General features: G+C 41.5%; 16 protein-coding genes, 2 tRNA genes and 1 riboswitch. Of the genes, 14 read left to right on the top strand and 4 right to left on the bottom strand.

All coding sequences use genetic code 11. From position 1 onward, the window contains the following. Positions 1–67 precede the first annotated feature (67 nt). The 5 genes from ACFEL9_RS05120 (at position 68) to ACFEL9_RS05100 (ending at position 5,178) form a co-directional block, all read left to right on the top strand. Positions 68–1,516 carry a circularly permuted type 2 ATP-grasp protein gene (locus tag ACFEL9_RS05120; protein ID WP_385886723.1) on the top strand — a complete coding sequence of 483 codons (1,449 nt, stop codon included), beginning with the start codon at positions 68–70 and terminating at the stop codon, positions 1,514–1,516. A 50-nt stretch (positions 1,517–1,566) separates the two neighbouring features. Beyond that, complete coding sequence (locus tag ACFEL9_RS05115; RefSeq protein WP_385886721.1) at positions 1,567–2,505, top strand: alpha-E domain-containing protein; 939 nt, start codon at positions 1,567–1,569, stop codon at positions 2,503–2,505. Between the two features lie 11 nt (positions 2,506–2,516). After that, positions 2,517–3,464: a transglutaminase family protein gene (locus ACFEL9_RS05110; RefSeq protein WP_385886720.1), complete on the top strand. Its 948-nt coding sequence runs from the start codon at positions 2,517–2,519 to the stop codon at positions 3,462–3,464. A 68-nt stretch (positions 3,465–3,532) separates the two neighbouring features. Then, positions 3,533–4,795 carry a replication-associated recombination protein A gene (locus tag ACFEL9_RS05105; RefSeq protein WP_385886718.1) on the top strand — a complete coding sequence of 421 codons (1,263 nt, stop codon included), beginning with the start codon at positions 3,533–3,535 and terminating at the stop codon, positions 4,793–4,795. Beyond that, a complete protein-coding gene (locus ACFEL9_RS05100; protein ID WP_385886716.1) occupies positions 4,771–5,178 on the top strand; it encodes a group III truncated hemoglobin in 408 nt (135 codons plus the stop codon). Before ACFEL9_RS05105 ends, ACFEL9_RS05100 begins: the two co-directional genes overlap by 25 nt. Before the next feature lie 51 nt (positions 5,179–5,229). Here the strand turns inward: ACFEL9_RS05100 and ACFEL9_RS05095 are convergent, their stop codons facing one another. After that, positions 5,230–5,688 (bottom strand): CHRD domain-containing protein, encoded by a 459-nt coding sequence (locus ACFEL9_RS05095; protein ID WP_385886714.1) that lies wholly within the window; start codon positions 5,686–5,688, stop codon positions 5,230–5,232. Between the two features lie 116 nt (positions 5,689–5,804). On the opposite strand from ACFEL9_RS05095, the gene ACFEL9_RS05090 reads away from it, so the two are divergent. The 4 genes from ACFEL9_RS05090 to ACFEL9_RS05075 all read left to right on the top strand — a co-directional run bounded on the left by ACFEL9_RS05090 (position 5,805) and on the right by ACFEL9_RS05075 (position 8,786). Beyond that, a complete protein-coding gene (locus ACFEL9_RS05090) occupies positions 5,805–6,248 on the top strand; it encodes a GNAT family N-acetyltransferase (protein ID WP_385886712.1) in 444 nt (147 codons plus the stop codon). Positions 6,249–6,391: 143 nt separating this feature from the next. Next, positions 6,392–7,351 (top strand): hypothetical protein, encoded by a 960-nt coding sequence (locus tag ACFEL9_RS05085; RefSeq protein ID WP_385886711.1) that lies wholly within the window; start codon positions 6,392–6,394, stop codon positions 7,349–7,351. Positions 7,352–7,389: 38 nt separating this feature from the next. Next, the gene (locus ACFEL9_RS05080; protein WP_385886709.1) at positions 7,390–7,779 is read left to right on the top strand and encodes a hypothetical protein; all 390 of its coding nucleotides are present in this window, start codon (positions 7,390–7,392) and stop codon (positions 7,777–7,779) included. Positions 7,780–8,177: 398 nt separating this feature from the next. Next, positions 8,178–8,786: a Yip1 family protein gene (locus ACFEL9_RS05075; RefSeq protein WP_385886707.1), complete on the top strand. Its 609-nt coding sequence runs from the start codon at positions 8,178–8,180 to the stop codon at positions 8,784–8,786. A gap of 126 nt (positions 8,787–8,912) precedes the next feature. On the opposite strand, the gene uvrA is transcribed toward ACFEL9_RS05075, so the two are convergent. Next, entirely contained in the window at positions 8,913–11,819 is a 2,907-nt protein-coding gene (gene uvrA, locus ACFEL9_RS05070) for an excinuclease ABC subunit UvrA (RefSeq protein WP_385886705.1), read from the bottom strand. A 101-nt stretch (positions 11,820–11,920) separates the two neighbouring features. Here uvrA and ACFEL9_RS05065 point away from each other — a divergent pair, with 101 nt between their 5' ends. The 5 genes from ACFEL9_RS05065 to ACFEL9_RS05045 all read left to right on the top strand — a co-directional run bounded on the left by ACFEL9_RS05065 (position 11,921) and on the right by ACFEL9_RS05045 (position 18,474). Then, complete coding sequence (locus ACFEL9_RS05065; protein ID WP_385886703.1) at positions 11,921–12,838, top strand: hypothetical protein; 918 nt, start codon at positions 11,921–11,923, stop codon at positions 12,836–12,838. Positions 12,839–13,016: 178 nt separating this feature from the next. Next, positions 13,017–13,141: riboswitch (SAM riboswitch) on the top strand. 206 nt (positions 13,142–13,347) lie between these two features. Beyond that, a complete protein-coding gene (locus tag ACFEL9_RS05060; protein WP_385886701.1) occupies positions 13,348–14,529 on the top strand; it encodes a trans-sulfuration enzyme family protein in 1,182 nt (393 codons plus the stop codon). A 220-nt stretch (positions 14,530–14,749) separates the two neighbouring features. After that, on the top strand, positions 14,750–16,075 hold the full coding sequence (locus ACFEL9_RS05055; protein WP_385886700.1) for an O-acetylhomoserine aminocarboxypropyltransferase/cysteine synthase family protein: 1,326 nt from the start codon (positions 14,750–14,752) through the stop codon (positions 16,073–16,075). Between the two features lies 1 nt (position 16,076). Next, complete coding sequence (locus tag ACFEL9_RS05050) at positions 16,077–17,135, top strand: homoserine O-acetyltransferase family protein (RefSeq protein WP_385886699.1); 1,059 nt, start codon at positions 16,077–16,079, stop codon at positions 17,133–17,135. 82 nt (positions 17,136–17,217) lie between these two features. Continuing rightward, positions 17,218–18,474, top strand: a complete 1,257-nt coding sequence (locus ACFEL9_RS05045) for a homoserine dehydrogenase (protein ID WP_385886697.1) — start codon at positions 17,218–17,220, stop codon at positions 18,472–18,474. Positions 18,475–18,639: 165 nt separating this feature from the next. On the opposite strand, the gene ACFEL9_RS05040 is transcribed toward ACFEL9_RS05045, so the two are convergent. Both ACFEL9_RS05040 and ACFEL9_RS05035 read right to left on the bottom strand, forming a co-directional pair. Further along, positions 18,640–18,713, bottom strand: a tRNA-Pro gene (locus ACFEL9_RS05040). A gap of 555 nt (positions 18,714–19,268) precedes the next feature. Beyond that, positions 19,269–19,357, bottom strand: a tRNA-Ser gene (locus ACFEL9_RS05035). Positions 19,358–19,424 lie beyond the last annotated feature (67 nt).

Genomic DNA, 19,424 nt, shown 5'->3' with positions numbered 1-19,424 from the left:
ACAAAACGGTTGCTAAACAGATGTCATACCTGTGAAGCAACCTTTTTATTTTACAAAAATAACTGCTATGACTGGTCATCAACTTTTTGAGCAATACAAAACTTATCCGGGCACCTGGGATGAAATGTGCCACGAAAGTAATATCCGATCGCAATATGGACAGGTCTATAAAGATTTTGCCAATTTCCCACTGGATGCGTTACTCCAAAAAGACAAGCTGGCTGGTGAACTTTTCATGAACCAGGGCATCACTTTCACCGTGTACAGTGATGATGCAGGTATAGAAAAAATTTTCCCTTTTGACATTATACCCCGTATTCTAACCGGTTCCGAATGGAATCATATCGAGCAGGGAATAAAGCAACGGCTGAGAGCTTTAAATCTTTTTTTAAAAGACATTTATTCTGAACAGCAAATATTAAAAGATAAGATCATCCCTGCTGATCTTATTGCTTCCTGTCCTCATTATACAAGAGAAGTTTTTGGCATTCGTGTACCACACGATCTGTATGTTCATATTTCAGGAATTGATTTGATACGCAGCCAGGATGGCACGTTTTATATTTTAGAAGACAATTTGCGGACCCCTTCTGGTGTTTCCTATATGTTGGAAAACCGGGAAGTAATCAAGAAAATTTTCCCGGGAATGTTGTCGAATAGCAGGGCCAGGATGATCAATAATTATCCACTATTGCTTCATAATATTCTCGTGAGTCTCACACCGCAACAAATCTCCAATCCTACTGTAGCATTACTGACCCCAGGTGTATATAACTCCGCTTACTTCGAGCACACTTTCCTGGCCAGGCAAATGGGTGTACAATTAGTAGAAGGTCGTGACCTGCTTGTAGACAACCATAAGGTATATATGAAAACGACCTCGGGCTTACAACAAGTGCATGTCATCTATCGCAGAATTGATGATGATTTCCTCGATCCCCTGGTATTTCGCTCTGATAGTGCTTTGGGCGTTCCTGGTTTGATGAGTGCCTATCGCAAAGGAAATGTAGCTATTGTTAACGCTGTAGGCAATGGAGTAGCCGATGATAAAGCAGTGTATGCCTACGTTCCTGCCATGATCAAATATTATTTGAATGAAGAAATCATTTTACCCAACGTCCCCACTTATGGATTGGAGGATGACGAGTTACGAAAATATGTTTTTGATAATATTGAAAAAATGGTGATCAAACGGACCAATCAGTCCGGTGGATATGGCATGGTGATGGGAAATTCCGCAAGCGAGAAGGAACTGAACGGCGCAAAAAAAGCCATATTGGAAACTCCCCGGGAATTTATTGCGCAACCGATCATCAGGCTATCCACGGTACCATGTTTTATTGACGGCAAATTGCAGCCCCGTCATGTTGACCTGCGACCCTATGCGCTGTGTGGACCGGAAGGAATAAAAGTAGTTCCCGGCGGCCTGACAAGAGTGGCGTTGCGTGAAGGATCCCTGGTTGTAAATTCTTCGCAGGGAGGTGGCAGTAAGGATACATGGGTAGTAGATCTGTAACAATCGCTAATGAACTTTAAACCCTTAAACTTTTAAACTTAAATCCCTTCATGCTTAGTAGAATTGCAGATTCATTGTTTTGGCTAAACCGATACATGGAAAGAAACGATTGCCTGGTAAGAGTAATTCGCACTAATTATATTTTATCTTTTGATACCGATCAACAGACTGATTTTTCCCTGAAAGATGTCATCATTTTGTTCTCTTACAATCATGAAGTGGCTTCGCAGTATGGTGAAAACCCCGATGCTGCCCTAAAATACCTGGTGACGGATACAAAAAATCTTAATTCAAGTAAGGTATTATTGACTAAAGCCCGGGAAAATGCCCGCGGTGTACAAGATTATATCACCAAAGAAGTTTGGGAACTGGTCAATCAAAGTTATCATATTGTAAATAAGCCGGGGATAGAACAACGTGTCACCGGCTCTCAGTCGCTGGAGGTGATAGATATGCTGGATCAGAATAGTGTTTTATTCTATGGTGTCATTGATAGTACAATGCCGAGAGGCCAGGGCTGGCAATTTTTAAACCTGGGTAAATTTATCGAACGATGCCTCCTTACTATCGATAACGTACTGGCTCATTCCCAGAAAATAGAACACCGGCTTGATATCCCAAAAGATATTCTGTTCTGGCGAAACCTTTTACTTTCGCTTTCCGGTTATGAGCTATACCTGAAAACCTATCCCCGGGGCCAATACAACCAGAACGTAATTGAACATGTCATTTTCAATCAGAATTTTCCCCGCTCACTTATTTACTCGCTGCAACGGGTCAAACGTTACTTCAAAGAAATAGCAGAACAATGTCATGTCGACGGTAGTGTTTCTTTGGAAAAACAAATTGGCCGGATCTGCAGCAAAGTGGAATTTGCCGATATGAATACTATAAAACAGGAAGGATTACCTCATTTCTTATATTCGCTTCGCAATGATCTTACCGATTTTTCAAAACAGCTTACGCAGATCTATTTTTCATACGCCTAACCAGGAACGAAATGCCCGTTTTTAATATACATCACATTACCAAATACGAATATGATCGACCGGTAAAAGAGAGTGTGAACGAAATAAGAATTTATCCATTCTCCGGTTCAGGACAGGAAACCCTGCATCATGAATTGCACATTTCTGGTCAGCCCGAAATTTATCTGATACAAGACTATTGGGGCAATCGAATTGGCATGTTCAACCTGATGCCATCGCACAAGGAACTTGTTATTGAAAGCAAACTTATCGTGAGAACACTTGGACAGCCAGATATTTTTCTTAATAACCAGGCTGGTTTAACTATTCTGAAAAAAGAAATTGCCGATAATCTTTCCTTACTTGAACTATCAAAAATCAGTGAAATAGAATTGAAGGAAAAGATACACGAAGCTGTGAGTGAATTTTACCAGGAAGATATGCCGGTTGCCACGATCATTGAAAAATGCGGCAATTTTATTTTCAATCAATTTAAATACATTAAAGGCATCACCAATATTGAAACAACGGTTGCTGAAATACTGGATCACCGCTCAGGTGTTTGCCAGGATTTTGCCCATGTAATGCTGGAGATGTTACGAAGCCTGGGAATACCCAGCCGTTACGTCAGCGGTTATATCTGCCCCAACAAAAATGGCATGCGTGGTGAAGGCGCCACTCATGCCTGGGTAGAGGCCTGGGTTCCCGGAATTGGCTGGATCGGCAATGATCCTACTAACAATGCCTGGGTCACCAGTCATCATGTAAAGTTGGCCGTAGGGCGCAACTTTAATGACTGCTCCCCGATTAAAGGAACTTTTAAAGGGCCTGCCAGGCAATCTCTTTCTGTGTATGTCTCCGTGGGCTATGAAGATGGTCACCATTTTGAAGAAATAAATAAAGTAAAACTGGAGTCTATGCCAGGCAATGATGACCTTCCTGAATATATAGAAAGTTTTGCCGGACAACAGCAGCAATAGATGTGACAGGTAATCGGTAATTTGCAGGTCTTTGGCTAATTATTGATCATCGCTTACCTGTTACAATTATGATCCCTCTCGCAGAACGCATTCGTCCCCATACATTAGATGAGCTGGCTGGTCAAAAGCACCTGACAGGAAAGGGGAGTATATTAAGAACTGCGATAGAAAATGGCCGGATTCCCTCGATGATACTGTGGGGCCCTCCGGGTACAGGAAAAACAACTATTGCGAACATTATCGCCAATACGTTGAACGCCCCGTTCTTTACATTGAGTGCTATCAGCGCCGGTGTAAAAGATGTAAGAGAAGTTATAGAGCAAGCGAAGACAAAACCCGGCTCTATCCTGTTCATTGACGAAATTCATCGTTTCAACAAGGGGCAGCAGGATGCTCTATTGGGTGCTGTTGAAAAAGGAACGATCACGTTGATCGGCGCTACAACTGAAAACCCCTCTTTCGAAGTCAACAGTGCCCTGCTCAGCCGGTGCCAGGTATATGTCTTAAAAGCGCTGGATGAAGAAGATCTTAGGCTCCTGGTACGGACAGCTCTGGAAAAAGATGAGTTGTTAAAAAAGAAAACAATTGAATTAAAGGAAACTTCAGCCTTAATCAATATTTCCGGAGGCGATGCAAGAAAATTATTAAACCTGCTCGAGCTTGTGACCTCCTCAAACCCCTCCGGGGGTGGGGCTTTAGAAATTACTGACAAATTGGTAATGGATGTTGCCCAGAAGAAAATTGCTCTATATGATAAAAGTGGAGAGCAACATTATGATATTATTTCAGCATTCATAAAATCCATCCGTGGAAGCGATCCTAACGCAGCCGTGTACTGGCTGGCCCGGATGATAGAGGGCGGGGAGGATGTAAAATTTATTGCAAGAAGATTACTCATTCTGGCCAGCGAAGATATAGGGAACGCCAATCCTACCGCATTGGTAATGGCCAATGCAACATTTGAAGCAGTTAACAAAATAGGATATCCGGAGTCAAGCCTGATCTTATCCCAGTGTGCTATTTATCTTGCTTCAAGTGCAAAAAGTAATTCCGCTACTGTTGCCATCGGGGCCGCTATGAACGCTGTTAACACAAAAGGAGATTTATCAGTGCCTTTGCATATACGCAATGCCCCAACCAAGTTGATGAAGAATTTAGGCTACGGCAAGAATTATGAATATTCTCACAGCTATGAAAATAACTTTTCGCCACAGGAATATTTACCAAAAGAATTATCCGGCACAAAATTTTACGACCCCGGGAAAAATGCACGGGAAGAGGAACTAAGAAAATTTCTAAGGACCCTGTGGAAAGACAAATACAATTACTGATGGACATTCAATCAAGAAAAGATATTGAACTACTAATGACTGCCTTCTACGAAAAAGTAAAAAATGATGATACCATCGGTTTTATTTTCAATGATATTGCCCGGGTAAACTGGGAGCATCATATTCCCATTATCTGCGATTTCTGGGAAACCCTTTTATTAGATGCGGCTTCCTACAGAAAAAACGCCATGGAAGTTCATTATATTCTCAACAGGAAAATGCCATTCCAGGAAAAACATTTTGAACAGTGGTTAAAACTTTTTTTCGAAACGGTCGATCAACTTTTTTCAGGCAAAATAGCCACCATGGCAAAAACAAAAGCAAAATCCATTGCTGCTTTGATGCAGTTTAAAATGAAACAAGAAAACGAAGGTTTCAAATAGTTTTAAGAATTCCTGACGAGGAAATATTATCAGCCTATATCTGCCCGTTCCTTACTGTTTAGTTAACTGTCCTCTTATCTCTCCGCCTCCATTATCTGCAGTGTGGATATTTACATACCATAAATTATTCATCAGGTCCGCCTCCATAGATGCGTCCAATGCTCCCGATGACCATGTAAAAGGGGAAGGCCCCATTGTACCATAGTTCAACCCGGCCACCGGCAAGCCGCTGACACCTGCGGCAGCTTTATGCACATGCCACACGGTGATGGCACTTGACAGGCCGGAATAAGTCACATTAATCGTCAGTATTTTCGAGGTCTTGTCATAGGTGCCTGTCACATTTCCTGTGGCAGTCGTTGTAACGGGAGGAACTTCGTTTGCTCCACTCATTGCTCCTGAAAACTGAACAATATTGTTATTGTCATCGTCATCATCATCCTTATCGCAGGAAGATATTGCGGCCAGGCACAATACTATGCCTAGCCCAACCAGGGTTCTACGTAGCATAAATTGTAGTTTAATAGTTTAAGTTGAGTCTTTCTATTTTCGTATCGCTGAAAAAAGAGATAAAGTTGCCCAAAGCATAAAACCTAATTTTAACACCCTTAATAATCTGAATTTCTATGCTCAACTGGACGTTAAAAAAATTCGAAGACCTAAGTCCTGATGAACTATATGCCATTTTACGGTTACGCAGCGAAGTATTCGTGGTGGAACAAAACTGCATTTTCCTGGATATGGATAATAAAGACCAACAATGCTATCACCTGCTGGGCTGGCAAAGTGATCTTTTAGCTGCCTATACAAGGCTGGCACCTCCAGGTATTTCGTACGAGCAACCATCCATCGGCCGGGTTGTTACTTCTCCTGCAGCACGAGGAAGTGGAATTGGAAAGCTATTGATGGAAAAAAGTATTGATGAAACAATTAAGTTGTTCGGAAAAAGTCCAATCAAGATAGGAGCACAATTATACCTCAAAAGATTTTATGAATCATTAGGCTTTGTGCAGGTCGGTGATATTTATGATGAAGATGGCATAGATCATATCAAAATGATACGTCAATAATGCTATCTCGTAAATACACTAAGTAGAAAGACTTTTTATTAAACGAAGATTTAAAAAACTTTCTCCAAGATTCTTTTCTTACATTTTTCTTTTTCTATTTTGGGCCATAATCCAATAGTAGAAAAAACCAGAAATCTGAATCTATGAGAAACAAAGTAGTCTCCGCAGCATGTACGCTTATGCTGTGCTTAGCTCTCAATTTATTATCCTTTCGATCTTTCTCACAATCAATTACCACCGGCAATGGAAAGTTTGAAATAGGACTGGGTCTCGGACCGATGTTCTTTTTAGGTGACCTTGGTGGTAGCGCTGGTATCGGTCGTGATTTTCTAAAAGATGTTGACTTCCCGATGACCAAGCTCTCAAAGATGGTATATGTAAATTATTACCCGGCAGAGTGGCTTGGGTTTCGTTTGGCTTTAAATCATGGCGTGTTAGAAGCTGCTGATGCTGAAGCGCCAGATAAGGGAGGCAGAGAGATTTCCCGTATCAAGAGAAATCTTAGTTTTAAATCATCGGTATTGGAAGGTTACCTGGCCGCTGAAATATACCCCACTGTATTTTTAGAACAATATGATGGACTTCAGGGAAAACTTCGTCCATACGGACTTATTGGCATAGGCGCCTATAAGTTCAAGCCAAAAACACAACTTAATGGTCAATGGGTGGAACTGCAGCCCCTTCATACAGAGGGCCAGGGGCTGATAGATGGAAAAAAAGATTATAAGCTTACGCAAATGGAAATTCCCATGGGCTTTGGATTCAAATATTTTATCAAAGAAAACATGTATGTAGGTGCGGAAATTTTACACAGGCAATTGTTTACGGATTATGTGGATGATGTGAGCACAACCTATGTCGATCCTGTAATTTTCAATGCTTTACCAGCTTCCGATCGCAGCAAAGCTGTGCAGCTTTATTATCGCGGTGATGAATTACCTGGTTCAGGTTCAAGCCGTCAAACACCACGTGTAAACGAGCAAAGAGGCGATCCAACTGACAATGATGCCTTTTTCTCCACAATATTGAGATTTGGCTTTAGAATTGGTAATGATCCTAACAGCAATGCAAGAAAACAAATGCGTTGCCCGGTGTTTTATTAAAGTTCCCCGTTAGTTCCTTTAATAAATCCGATAACCCTATGACTAAAAAAATTACACATTCCATTGCCCCTATTGTTTGCTTTAGTATTTTGGCCATGCAGCCTGCCACAGCAAAAGCAATGACATCAAAAAGGATAGATGAGGAAAAGAATCCAAGTGCAAAGACAAGATCTTCCTCGTCATTAAACAATCATGCTATAAAAATATATCCTGATGCCATCAGCAGGGCCATGCACGTGATTGCAAAGGAAAATGAAGGAAAACAAATTGATTTTTTCATCTTTGATCTTCAGGGTGAATTAATGAAGCATTATAAATTAGATGAAGGTGATCATAAAAAAATAACAGGCCTCCAGCGGGGAAAATATATTTATCATGTTTTTTGTGGCGACGAAGAAACTGCTACCGGAAAGCTTGATATTCGCTAATGTTCTTTTACAAGTGCTATACCTCTGTTTCCAATAAGCAGCAGGGAGCTTAATAGAATCTGATACCCTGGTTGACAAACCTAATCCGTTCTCTATTGGTACTCTCATTAGTATAAATTTTATTAAACACTCTCTGCACTTGCTTATTGGATTTTGTTTGAGTTCTTTCAATTATCATAACTAAGACCCGTAAAGCAGGGAAATTGCCAAAATCCATTATCCTGAAAACACCACATTGCTGGCCTGGAAAAGATTTTTTCAATCACTCCCTGCTTTATCTACGGGAAACATAAACTCCTCATTACATATCTATTCTACTCGTATACACCTAACTGTGCATTATTGTTTTAGTAAATACTGGCCAGATACATTATATTAGTTTACTAAAACCAACGTTTATGGATTTAATTGAACGGGTAAAAAACATTATCACTTCTCCAGCAAAAGAATGGGATGTTATTGCTACCGAACAACCTGACACCGGCAAGATTATTACCAGCTACGTTCTACCACTTGCTGGTGCAGCTGCTCTTGCTGCTTTTATTGGATATGGACTAATTGGAGTTAGTTATTTTGGTGTCAGGTATTCAGGAATTAACTACGGTATCTCCCAGGCTGTTTCGGTACTGGTAGGCGCATTAGTGGGCGTTTTTATCAGTGCGTTTGTGATTGATGCCCTGGCTCCAGGTTTTGAATCGGAAAAAAATATGAGCCGATCTGTGCAACTTGTTGCTTACTCTTATACCCCCGCATGGATAGGAGGATTATTGGCCATATTACCTATGATCAGATGGCTGGGAGCTTTGGTTGCTTTATATGGTTTATATCTTTTATATATTGGTTTACCAAAGCTCAAGAGAACACCGGCTGAAAAGCATGTAGGATATTTTGTTGTATCCCTATTGGTAATAATTGTGGTTTATATTGTTATAGGAATGATTATGGTGGCCATACTACCCGGAATGCGCCGACCTTACGACGGCGGTTCAATTAATGTTCGTTACTGATTGAAATAATTTGGCGTGAAAAACGGTTTCAATGATTGAAACCGTTTTTTATTTTTTGTCACTTATCATCACCCCCATCGAAGTCACCCGGATCGTGAAAATTGCCCAAATTTATCGCTCCGTAATTTAGTTTAGCTCGGTCTTCAGAAATCTGGCAGTATGACTCTCTTTATTCTTTATTAATTCTTCCGGTGTGCCTTCAAATAAAATCATACCGCCGCCGTCACCACCTTCCGGACCCACGTCAATAATATGATCGGCTACTTTGATTACATCCATATTATGCTCTATCACAAGAACCGTATTCCCCCGATCCACCAGTTTATTTAACACATTCAGCAGGTGTTTAATATCTTCAAAATGCAAACCGGTAGTTGGCTCGTCCAGGATATAAAACGTTTTACCAGTATCCCTTTTTGAAAGTTCAGTTGATAGTTTTACCCGTTGTGCCTCTCCCCCGCTCAATGTTACGGCCGATTGACCCAGTGTTATATAGCCCAATCCGACTTCCTCCAGCACTTTGATCTTTCTATAGATATAGGGAACAGCCTGGAAAAACTCAACGGCTTCCTCCACCGTCATTTCCAACACATCAGCTATTGATTTTCCCTTGTATCGTATTTCCAGTGTCTCCCGGTTGTAACGTTTACCATTACATTTTTCACAATGCACATACACATCCGGTAAGAAGTTCATTTCTATCACCCGCATACCACCACCCTCGCAAACTTCGCAGCGACCGCTTTTTACATTAAAAGAAAAACGACCGGCATTATAACCCCTGATCTTTGCTTCAGGTATTGAGGCGAACAAGGTTCTTATCTCGGTAAAAAAACCACAATAGGTAGCGGGATTGCTTCGCGGTGTACGACCAATAGGTGATTGATCAATCTCCACTACTTTATCAATATTCTCCAATCCTTTTATCGATTTATATTCTAATGGTGTTCCTTTCGATCCATACGCATGATGCGAAAGAATGGGATATAATGTTTCATTGATCAATGTCGACTTGCCACTACCGCTTACACCAGATACCACGATAAATTTACCCAATGGAAATTTTACATTTACATTGTTCAGGTTATTTCCTTTTGCCCCTTTTAATTCTAAAAATTTACCATTGCCTTTTCTTCGTTCAGCCGGAACTTCAATTTTCAGATGACCATTCAAATAACCTGACGTCAGCGTATTCAATTTCAATAAGAGTTTAGGATCACCCTGGGCTACCACTTTTCCGCCATGAAAACCTGCCTTTGGCCCGATGTCTATTAAATGGTCGGCCGCCAGCATAATGTCTTTATCATGTTCTACCACCAATATACTGTTCCCGATATCACGAAGATTTTTCAACGCATCGATCAGGCGATGATTGTCACGTTGATGCAAACCGATGGACGGTTCATCCAATACATAGGTGATACCCTGCAGCTGAGAACCGATCTGGGTCGCCAATCTTATCCGTTGCGATTCACCCCCACTCAAGGTTTTGGAACTCCTGTTTAGCGTGAGATAGGTTAATCCTACATCGAGCAAAAATTGTAACCTCTCTCTTATCTCCTTTAATACATCCTTACCAATAATGTTTTGTTTATTGGAAATACGAAGTTCAATACCATCAAGCCATGCAGCCAGATTATCGAGGTTCATATTGCTCAGCTCTGCGATATTTCTCCCGGCCACTTTAAACCACAGGCTTTCCTTTTTTAATCGGGCCCCGCCACAACTTTCACAGGGTTTTAATTGCATATATTCTTCAGCCCAGTTTCGCAATTCTTCCTTATGCCCGTTATTGAACCAGCGGTTGAGCATATTTACAATGCCTTCATAGGTGCCATTCGAATCTTCCCTGATGTTTTCAAAATCTAGTTCATTTTCCACTCCTTCCTCGTTACCGTACAACAAAATATTCAGTGCTTTTTGAGGAATATCTTTTATCGGTTTGGTCAATGATATCTTATTCTTCTTAGCAACTTCCTGGGCCTGTTTGTAAACATACGCTTCTCTTTCCCCTCCCAATGGAGCAATACCACCCTCACTGATGCTTATGCTATTATCCGGAATAACAGCTTCCATATTTATATGAAATGTTGTCCCCAATCCTTTACAAACAGGGCAGGCACCGTAAGGAGAATTGAAAGAAAATGCATTAGGGGAAGGCTCTTCATAACTAATCCCTGTGTCCTCGCACATCAATAATTTTGAATACTGTGTTACGGCCCCCTCCCGATCCCGACGTGAAGTCGGGACCACCAACTCACTGTCCTTACTTTTTGAAGAAGTCTTAGTTTTATTCTCTTTATCTGTATTCACTAATAAAAACATCAGGTCCTTGCCCAGCTTCAATGTCTGCTGAACGCTTTGACTCAATCTTGCTTTTAATTCATTTGTCACCTGTAACCGGTCTACCACCAGTTCAATATCATGAATTTTATACCGGTCCACCTGCATTTTAGGAACAATGTCCTTTACTTCGCCATCGACTCTTACTTTCAAAAAACCTTTTTTCCTGACATCTTCAAACAATTCACGATAATGTCCTTTTCTTCCTCTTACTAATGGCGCCAGCAGACTTATTTTTTCACCATGATATTTTGCAAAAATATTTTCAACGATTTCCTCCTCGCTCCATTTTACCATCTTCTTACCGGTGTTATAGGAATATGCTTCACCAATTCTTGCAAACAATAACCGAAGGAAATCATATACCTCTGTGATGGTCCCTACAGTGGATCGGGGGTTTTTATTGGTGGTTTTTTGTTCAATAGAAATTACGGGTGACAGCCCGGTAATTTTATCGACGTCTGGTCGCTCCATATCACCAATGAATTGTCGGGCATAGGCGCCGAAAGTTTCCATGTAACGACGCTGGCCCTCGGAATAAATGGTATCAAAGGCCAATGATGACTTACCGCTTCCGCTGATCCCTGTAATGACAACTAATTTGTTTTTGGGGATTGAGATATCAATATTCTTCAGATTATGCTCCCTTGCGCCAAAAACATCAATCGCATCTGCCCTGGTATTCTCCATATTTTTAAACAGGCTCCTTTTTCAGTGTTAAATAGAGGCCAACGAAGATAAAACAAGCGTTAAAGCAAAAAGTTAGAAAAATTCGAACCCAACTTTATCGTTTGAAAACGAGGGTTTCAGGAAAGGGTTATTTCGCAAAAAACAACTTTTTTTATCGATTTTCCGTGAAAAATGAATTTCTGGCACAATATTTAAATAAGATGTGTCGAAACCAGATATTAATTCATTCAAAACTTGAAAATACCATGAAAAAAATCGCAATCATTACCAGCGCAGCGTTTTTATTTGCTACGGCTGCCGTAAATGCCCAGACGGACACCGTTCCCAAACAGCCCACTGAACAACCAGCAGCTCAACAACCTGTAGCTACTGAACAGACACAACAGCCTACCGCTAAAGTATATAATGATAAATACAACAACTGGAGTGCTGATACTTACAAAATGCAGCCAATGCCAGAGGCATTAACTATCGAAAAAATATTTCCTGTATTAGGTAAATACCAGCTCACTGATAAAGATGGAGCAGCATCTACTGTAACAATTGCAATGGATGAATCTAATAAAGGTATTGTTTGGATTGATGGTTTACCACAAGGGAAAATAAAAGCTACGCTCAGAAAATCTCCTGCTACTTACAAAATTCCCGTTCAAAAATTAGAAGAAGAAACTGCTGTAGTAGCTGAAGAAACAACAACAGATGCCAAGAAAGCAAAAACCGCAAAAGCTAAACCCGCTAAAGAATTGGCTGAAGGTGTTTTAATCTATGACAAAGATGCTAACGTTTTAAATGTATGCATTGGTTGCAAATACGATAATGAAAACCCTGCAGTTGCCTTCACTCCGGCTGCTGAAGAGCCCGCAGCTACTGAAGAAGCTCCTAAAAAAGCTAAGACGGCGAAAAAGCCAGCAGCTAAAGTTGCTAAAGTAAAACCTGTTCATTACACTGGTAGCAAGATAATCGAAACTCCTGCTGCTACAGAACAGCCCGCAACTGAACAGCCAGCTGTACAACAATAAGGAATAGTCAATTTGTATCCAATGAAAAATATTTGGAGGTTGCCCGTAAGCAACCTCTTTTTTTATTTCAGTAATTGCTTATTACTTTTTCACTAACAACTGTTGACGATTTTTAACAGCAAAAAAATTTGGCCATCTGAATATTGCGCCATTATCTTTGCACCAGTTCTTTATAGTTCACTTATCAAGAAAGGCAGAGGGTAATGGCCCGATGAAGCCTTGACAACCTATTCCGAGATCCGCCACAGCGGACGGAAAAAGGTGCCAATTCCACCCCGACGGGAATGTCGGGACAGATAAGTCAGATTCAAAGCTTCAAAATATCTAATCACAATATTCAAAAGCTCATCTGATTTGTCGGATGAGCTTTTTTGTTGTCCGGTCAAACCGGCAACCAATACTCTCCGGTAAGCATTATCCCCGTTCTTGCTTAGTGTTCGCAAAGAGATGTCTAATCAATTTTTAATCGGCTCCCCGGCTAAAAGGGAGCAACAAAATGTCTAAACAAAATGAGTAACGCAACACAATTAATCCACAGCATTCCGGTGGATCCGCTCACGGGGTCTATCTCCGTTCCAATTTATCAAACCAGCACTTTTGTACAAGAAGCTCCTGGGATAAACAAAGGTTATGATTATGCCCGAACCGGCAATCCAACCCGTACCGTATTAGAAACGTTAATTGCAACGCTTGAAAATGGAAGCACAGGTATCGCCTTTGGGAGCGGATTGGCTGCTATTGATGCGGTAGTGAAGCTTTTGAAAAGCGGTGACGAAATAGTAGCAGTTGATGATATTTATGGCGGAGCCTTTCGCTTGTTTACACATGTTTATGAGAAGTTCGGTATCACTGTTAACTATGTAGACACAACAAACATCGCGAATGTTTTCAACGCAGTCACGACCAGGACAAAATTGATCTGGATAGAAACACCAACCAATCCAACATTAAAAGTATCAGACATTGAGGCAATAGCAAAAATTGCAAAGGCCAACCGATGTTTACTTTGCGTGGATAATACTTTTGCTTCACCCGCCTTACAGCAACCTCTCTCGTTGGGAGCTGATATTGTAGTGCACTCCGCCACTAAATATCTCGGCGGCCATAGTGATTTGATTGCCGGGCTGGTTGTAACAAAAGAGAAGGAGATCGGTGAGAAAATTAAATTCATTCAAAATGCAAGCGGTGCAATCCTGTCCCCGTTTGACAGTTGGCTGGTCATACGTGGTATCGAAACTTTAGGATTGCGGGTAAAACAGCATAGCGCCAATGCGTTGGCTATAGCTGAATTTTTAGAAGGACATCCCGATGTCGACAAAGTATTTTACCCTGGTTTAAAATCACATCCTAACCATATTGTGGCTGCCCGGCAGTCAAAAGCTTTCGGAGGCGTAGTTTCATTTACCCTTAAAGACGACACAATTGAAGCCGCTACAGCTTTTGTAAAGTCAACTCGCTATTTCAAACTGGCCGAAAGCCTGGGAGGCGTGAAAAGCCTGCTATGCCACCCGTCGCAAATGACGCACAAATCAATACCTGAAATAAAGAGGAAAGCAGCCGGTGTAGCTGACAGCCTGATACGGCTTTCTGTAGGATTAGAAGAATCCGACGATTTAATAAAAGACCTGGAACAAGCATTTTTTAACCTTAAAACAAACATCCGTTCACAAGAAGCATTAACAGTTAATTAAAAAAGGTCCGGGGAAAAATTTGTTTGAACAAAATTAGTCTACTAAATTCGTAGGATAATTAAACTGATGGTGACACTACAACAAAATATCATTGTTAATACTCGCGGGGGTATTTGTTGTACCACCCGTTGTATGTGTTGATTACGCATACAAATTCCTCCCTCTGACTTGTAGCCCTTGCTTCCTGAACCGCTTGTTTCAAACTTTTAAAAAATAAATTATGAGTAACAAACTCCATTTTGAGACCCTCCAGCTTCATGCTGGCCAACAAATTGACCCTACAACCAAATCCAGGGCAGTCCCCATTTATCAAACCACCTCCTATGGTTTCGACAGTACTGATCATGCTGCTAATCTTTTTGGCTTGCGTGAATTTGGAAATATCTACACCCGTATCATGAATCCTACTACGGATGTTTTTGAACAACGCATTGCCGCTTTGGAAGGTGGTGTTGCTGCATTGGCTACTTCTTCAGGACAGGCCGCACAATTTCTTGCATTAAATAATATTCTGCAAGCAGGAGACAATTTTGTATCAACTCCATACCTGTATGGTGGTACTTATAATCAGTTTAAAGTTGCTTTTAAACGTCTCGGTATTGAAGCACGGTTTGCAACAGCCGATGATGTAGAAAGCTTTGTGCCGCTGATTGATAAAAACACCAAAGCAATTTATCTTGAAACCATTGGCAACCCAAGATTGAACATTCCTGACTTTGAAAAATTTGCAGCCCTGGCTAAAGAGTATGACCTGCCATTGGTAGTTGATAACACATTTGCAGCAGGTGGCTATTTATTTCGTCCATTGGAACATGGAGCCAACGTTGTGGTTGAATCAGCAACCAAATGGATCGGCGGACATGGCACCAGCATTGGCGGCGTAATTGTAGATGGCGGAAATTACAACTGGGGCAATGGCAAATTTCCGCAGTTTACAGAGCCGTCTGAAGGCTATCATGGCTTGAAATTCTGGGATGTATTTGGAGAAGGAAACCCGCTCGGCTTACCCAATATTGCCTTTGCAATTCGTACCAGGGTAGAAGGCCTTCGTGATTTCGGCCCTTCATTAAGTCCTTTCAATTCATTCCTGCTTTTACAAGGATTGGAAACTCTATCACTCCGTGTTCAGCGACATGTAGACAATGCACTGGCATTAGCTGAATGGCTTGAGCAACACCCGCAAGTGGAATATGTATGGTATCCCGGTTTGAAAAGCAGCCCTTATAATGCGCTTGCTAAAAAATACCTGAAACGTGGCTTTGGCGGCATCCTGAATTTTGGTATCAAGGGCGGTCTTGAAAACGGGAAAAAGTTTATCGACTCGTTACAGCTGATCAGCCATTTAGCCAATGTAGGTGATTCCAAATCCCTGGCTATTCATCCGGCCTCTACCACACATGAACAGTTAAGTGAAGCTGAACAAAAAGAAGCCGGCGTATTGCCAAATTTAATTCGTATCAGCACAGGTACAGAGCATATTGATGATATCAAAGCAGATTTTGAACAGGCATTTCAAAAAGTATTTGCTAAAGAACTAGTAGCATAAAATGACGTCGATTTTTAAATACGATAATTCATTCACGTTAGAGTCAGGGGTAACTCTTCCGGGTTACCACCTGGCTTATACTACCCATGGAAAACTGAATGCTGATAAAAGTAATGTGGTATGGATATTTCATGCGTTAACGGCTAACAGCAACCCTTTGGAATGGTGGCCCGGTCTTGTTGGTGATGGCAGGTTTTTCGACCCGGCAAAATATTTTATTATTTGCGTCAACAAGCCGGGCAGCCCTTATGGCAGCATTTCACCATTAAGCATCAACCCCCAAACTAATCAGCCTTACTATCACGACTTTCCGCTTTTTACCATTCGTGATATGGTAAGAACCTACCAGCATTTAAAAGATCATTTAGGTATCAATAAAATTTTTATTGCCCTTGGTGGCAGCACGGGAGGAATGCAACTGCTGGAGTGGGCCATTGAAGAGCCTGTATTGTTTGAACATATTGTACCGATTGCCACCAATGCGGCTTTATCACCATGGGGTATCGCCTTCAATGCCTCCCAACGCATGGCTATTGAAGCTGATAGTTCCTGGCAGGAAAGAAGACCTGATGCCGGTCAAAAAGGATTGGCAGCAGCAAGGTCTATTGCTTTACTGTCATACCGGCACTACAATGGGTATGATATAACGCAGGCAAGGGATAAGGCCTTTGTTGCTCTGCATAACGAAGTAGCTTTTGCCTCGGACAATTACCAGCGGTACCAGGGTCTGAAACTCGTAAATCGTTTTAATGCGCTTTGTTATTATCGCCTTAGTCAAAGCATGGATAGTCATGATGTAGGAAGAAAAAGAGGAGGTGTTGAAGCCGCCTTGCAGAAAATAACCGCAAAAACCCTGGTAATAGGCATCAAGTCAGATGTTCTTTATCCAATTGCTGAACAGGAGTATTTGCAGAAAACTATTCGTGGCGCAGAACTGTTAAACATTGCAAGCGATTTTGGACATGACGGCTTTCTTTTGGAATATGAAAAGATTGAACCAGCCCTAAGAAAGTTTATTGAAGACAAACAATCACATCATTTAAAAGTAGTGAACGAATAAAGCTCAATAGCTCGGAAGTTCCCAGGTTCAAAACGACCTCAACTTGCGAACAAATGAACTTGTGAACTGAAAAACTTAAAATATGGAAACACATAAGCAATTAACGATCGGTTTATTTGGATTCGGCGTAGTGGGTGAAGGGCTTTACAAAGTATTACAACAAACACCATCCCTTAAAGCTACCCTCAAAAAAGTATGTATCAAGAACCCCGAAAAGAAAAGAAACGCCCCGGCATCGCTATTTACAACTGACAAAGAGGTGTTGCTGAATGACCCGGAGATAAATGTAATAGTGGAAGTGATCGATGATGCCGATGCGGCTTACCAGATCGTATCAACGGCACTAAAAAATGGAAAGGATGTGGTGAGTGCCAGTAAAAAAATGATCGCCGAACATCTGCCAGCTTTATTGGATATACAACAACAAACTGGTCAATCTCTCCTGTACGAGTCTGCTGCCTGTGCTTCTATCCCTGTCATCAGAAATCTTGAAGAGTATTATGATAATGATCTGCTACATTCCATCAAGGCCATCGTTAACGGATCAACCAATTTCATTCTTACTAAAATGTTTGAAGAAGGCCTTGACTTTAAACAGGCGTTGATATTAGCGCAGCAACTTGGTTTTGCTGAAAGCAATCCGAAACTGGATATAGAGGGTTTTGATGCGGTGAATAAATGGACCTTCCTGCTGACACATGCTTATGGTATCATCGAGTCTCCTGAAAATATTTTGTTTAATGGTATCCAGAACATCCAGGCCGGCGATGCAAGAGTGGCAAAAGAAAAGAATCACCAGATCAAGCTGGTAGCTCAGGCTAAAAAATTACAAAACGGAAAAGTAGCGGCATTTGTATTACCTCAATTTGTAAAACCGGACGACCACCTCGCTTTTGTAAAAAATGAATACAATGGTGTAGTAATTGAAAGTGGATTTGCCGACAAGCAATTTTTCTATGGCAAAGGAGCTGGAAGTTTTCCAACCGCTTCGGCTGTATTGAGTGATATTTCTGCTTTGCGCTATCAATATAAATACGAGTATAAAAAATTATATCATCACCAGCCGCATGAGCTAAGCCAGGATGTGTTCCTGCGGGTTTATGTGAGCTTTGATGACATTCAATATATACCAAGGGATCGCTTTGAATGGCTGGAAGAATGGCACGCACAGGAGGAAAGAAAATACCTGGTAGGTGTGATCTCCTTCCAGCAGCTGATTGGCAATGACTGGTGGAAAGAAAATAACACGTCGCTGATTCTTACCCCTGACCCGGTAATTGAAGATGTTGAACTTAGAAAATTAAAAAAGAAAAGCCTCGAATTAGCCGGGCTTCTATAGTTTTTCTTATTAGTTGTGTAGTTATACAAGAGGTCTCTGTCAAAGAGGCCTTTTGCATTCTATTTAGCTGGTAAAACTTTTCATGGTATTCCTTCTAACCATTGCATCCATGATATTTTCACAGCCTATTAAAAAAGGAAAGTCCTGCCTTTCGGCAGGACTTTGTCGGGAAGACAGGATTCGAACCTGCGACCCCCTGGTCCCAAACCAGGTGCGCTACCGGCCTGCGCTACTTCCCGAACTTATTTACTTGTTGCCGATATTTTCAATCAAGGTTGGTCTATCATTTCTGCGACCCTCCCGATCTCAATCGGGATGCGCTACCGGCCTGCGCTACTTCCCGAACTTATTTACTTGTTGCCGATATTTTCAATCAAGATTGGTCTATCATCTCTGCGACCCTCCCGATCTCAATCGGATGCGCTACCGGCCTGCGCTACTTCCCGAACTTATTTACTTGTTGCCGATATTCTCAATCAAGATTGGTCTATCATTTCTGCGACCCTCCCGATCCCAATCGGGATGCGCTACCGGCCTGCGCTACTTCCCGAACTTATTTACTTGTTGCCGATATTCTCAATCAAGATTGGTCTATCATTTCTGCGACCCTCCCGATCCCAATCGGGATGCGCTACCGGCCTGCGCTACTTCCCGAACTTATTTACTTGTTGCCGATATTCTCAATCAAGATTGGTCTATCATTTCTGCGACCCTCCCGATCCCAATCGGGATGCGCTACCGGCCTGCGCTACTTCCCGAATTTTCCAACTTCCTCGCTTAACTAAAACAATCTGCGGTGAGGGCGGGATTCGAACCCGCGGTACAGTTTAACCCGTACGGCAGTTTAGCAAACTACTGATTTCAGCCACTCATCCACCTCACCGTCGGCTGCCCTTTTATAAGGGGTGGCAAAAATAAGATAACTGACCAGAAAACCCAAAACAAATACA

The organism is Terrimonas alba (assembly GCF_042434975.1).
In the GTDB taxonomy this organism is placed as follows: domain Bacteria; phylum Bacteroidota; class Bacteroidia; order Chitinophagales; family Chitinophagaceae; genus Terrimonas_B; species Terrimonas_B alba.
This window is presented reverse-complemented; position numbering and strand designations above follow the sequence as displayed.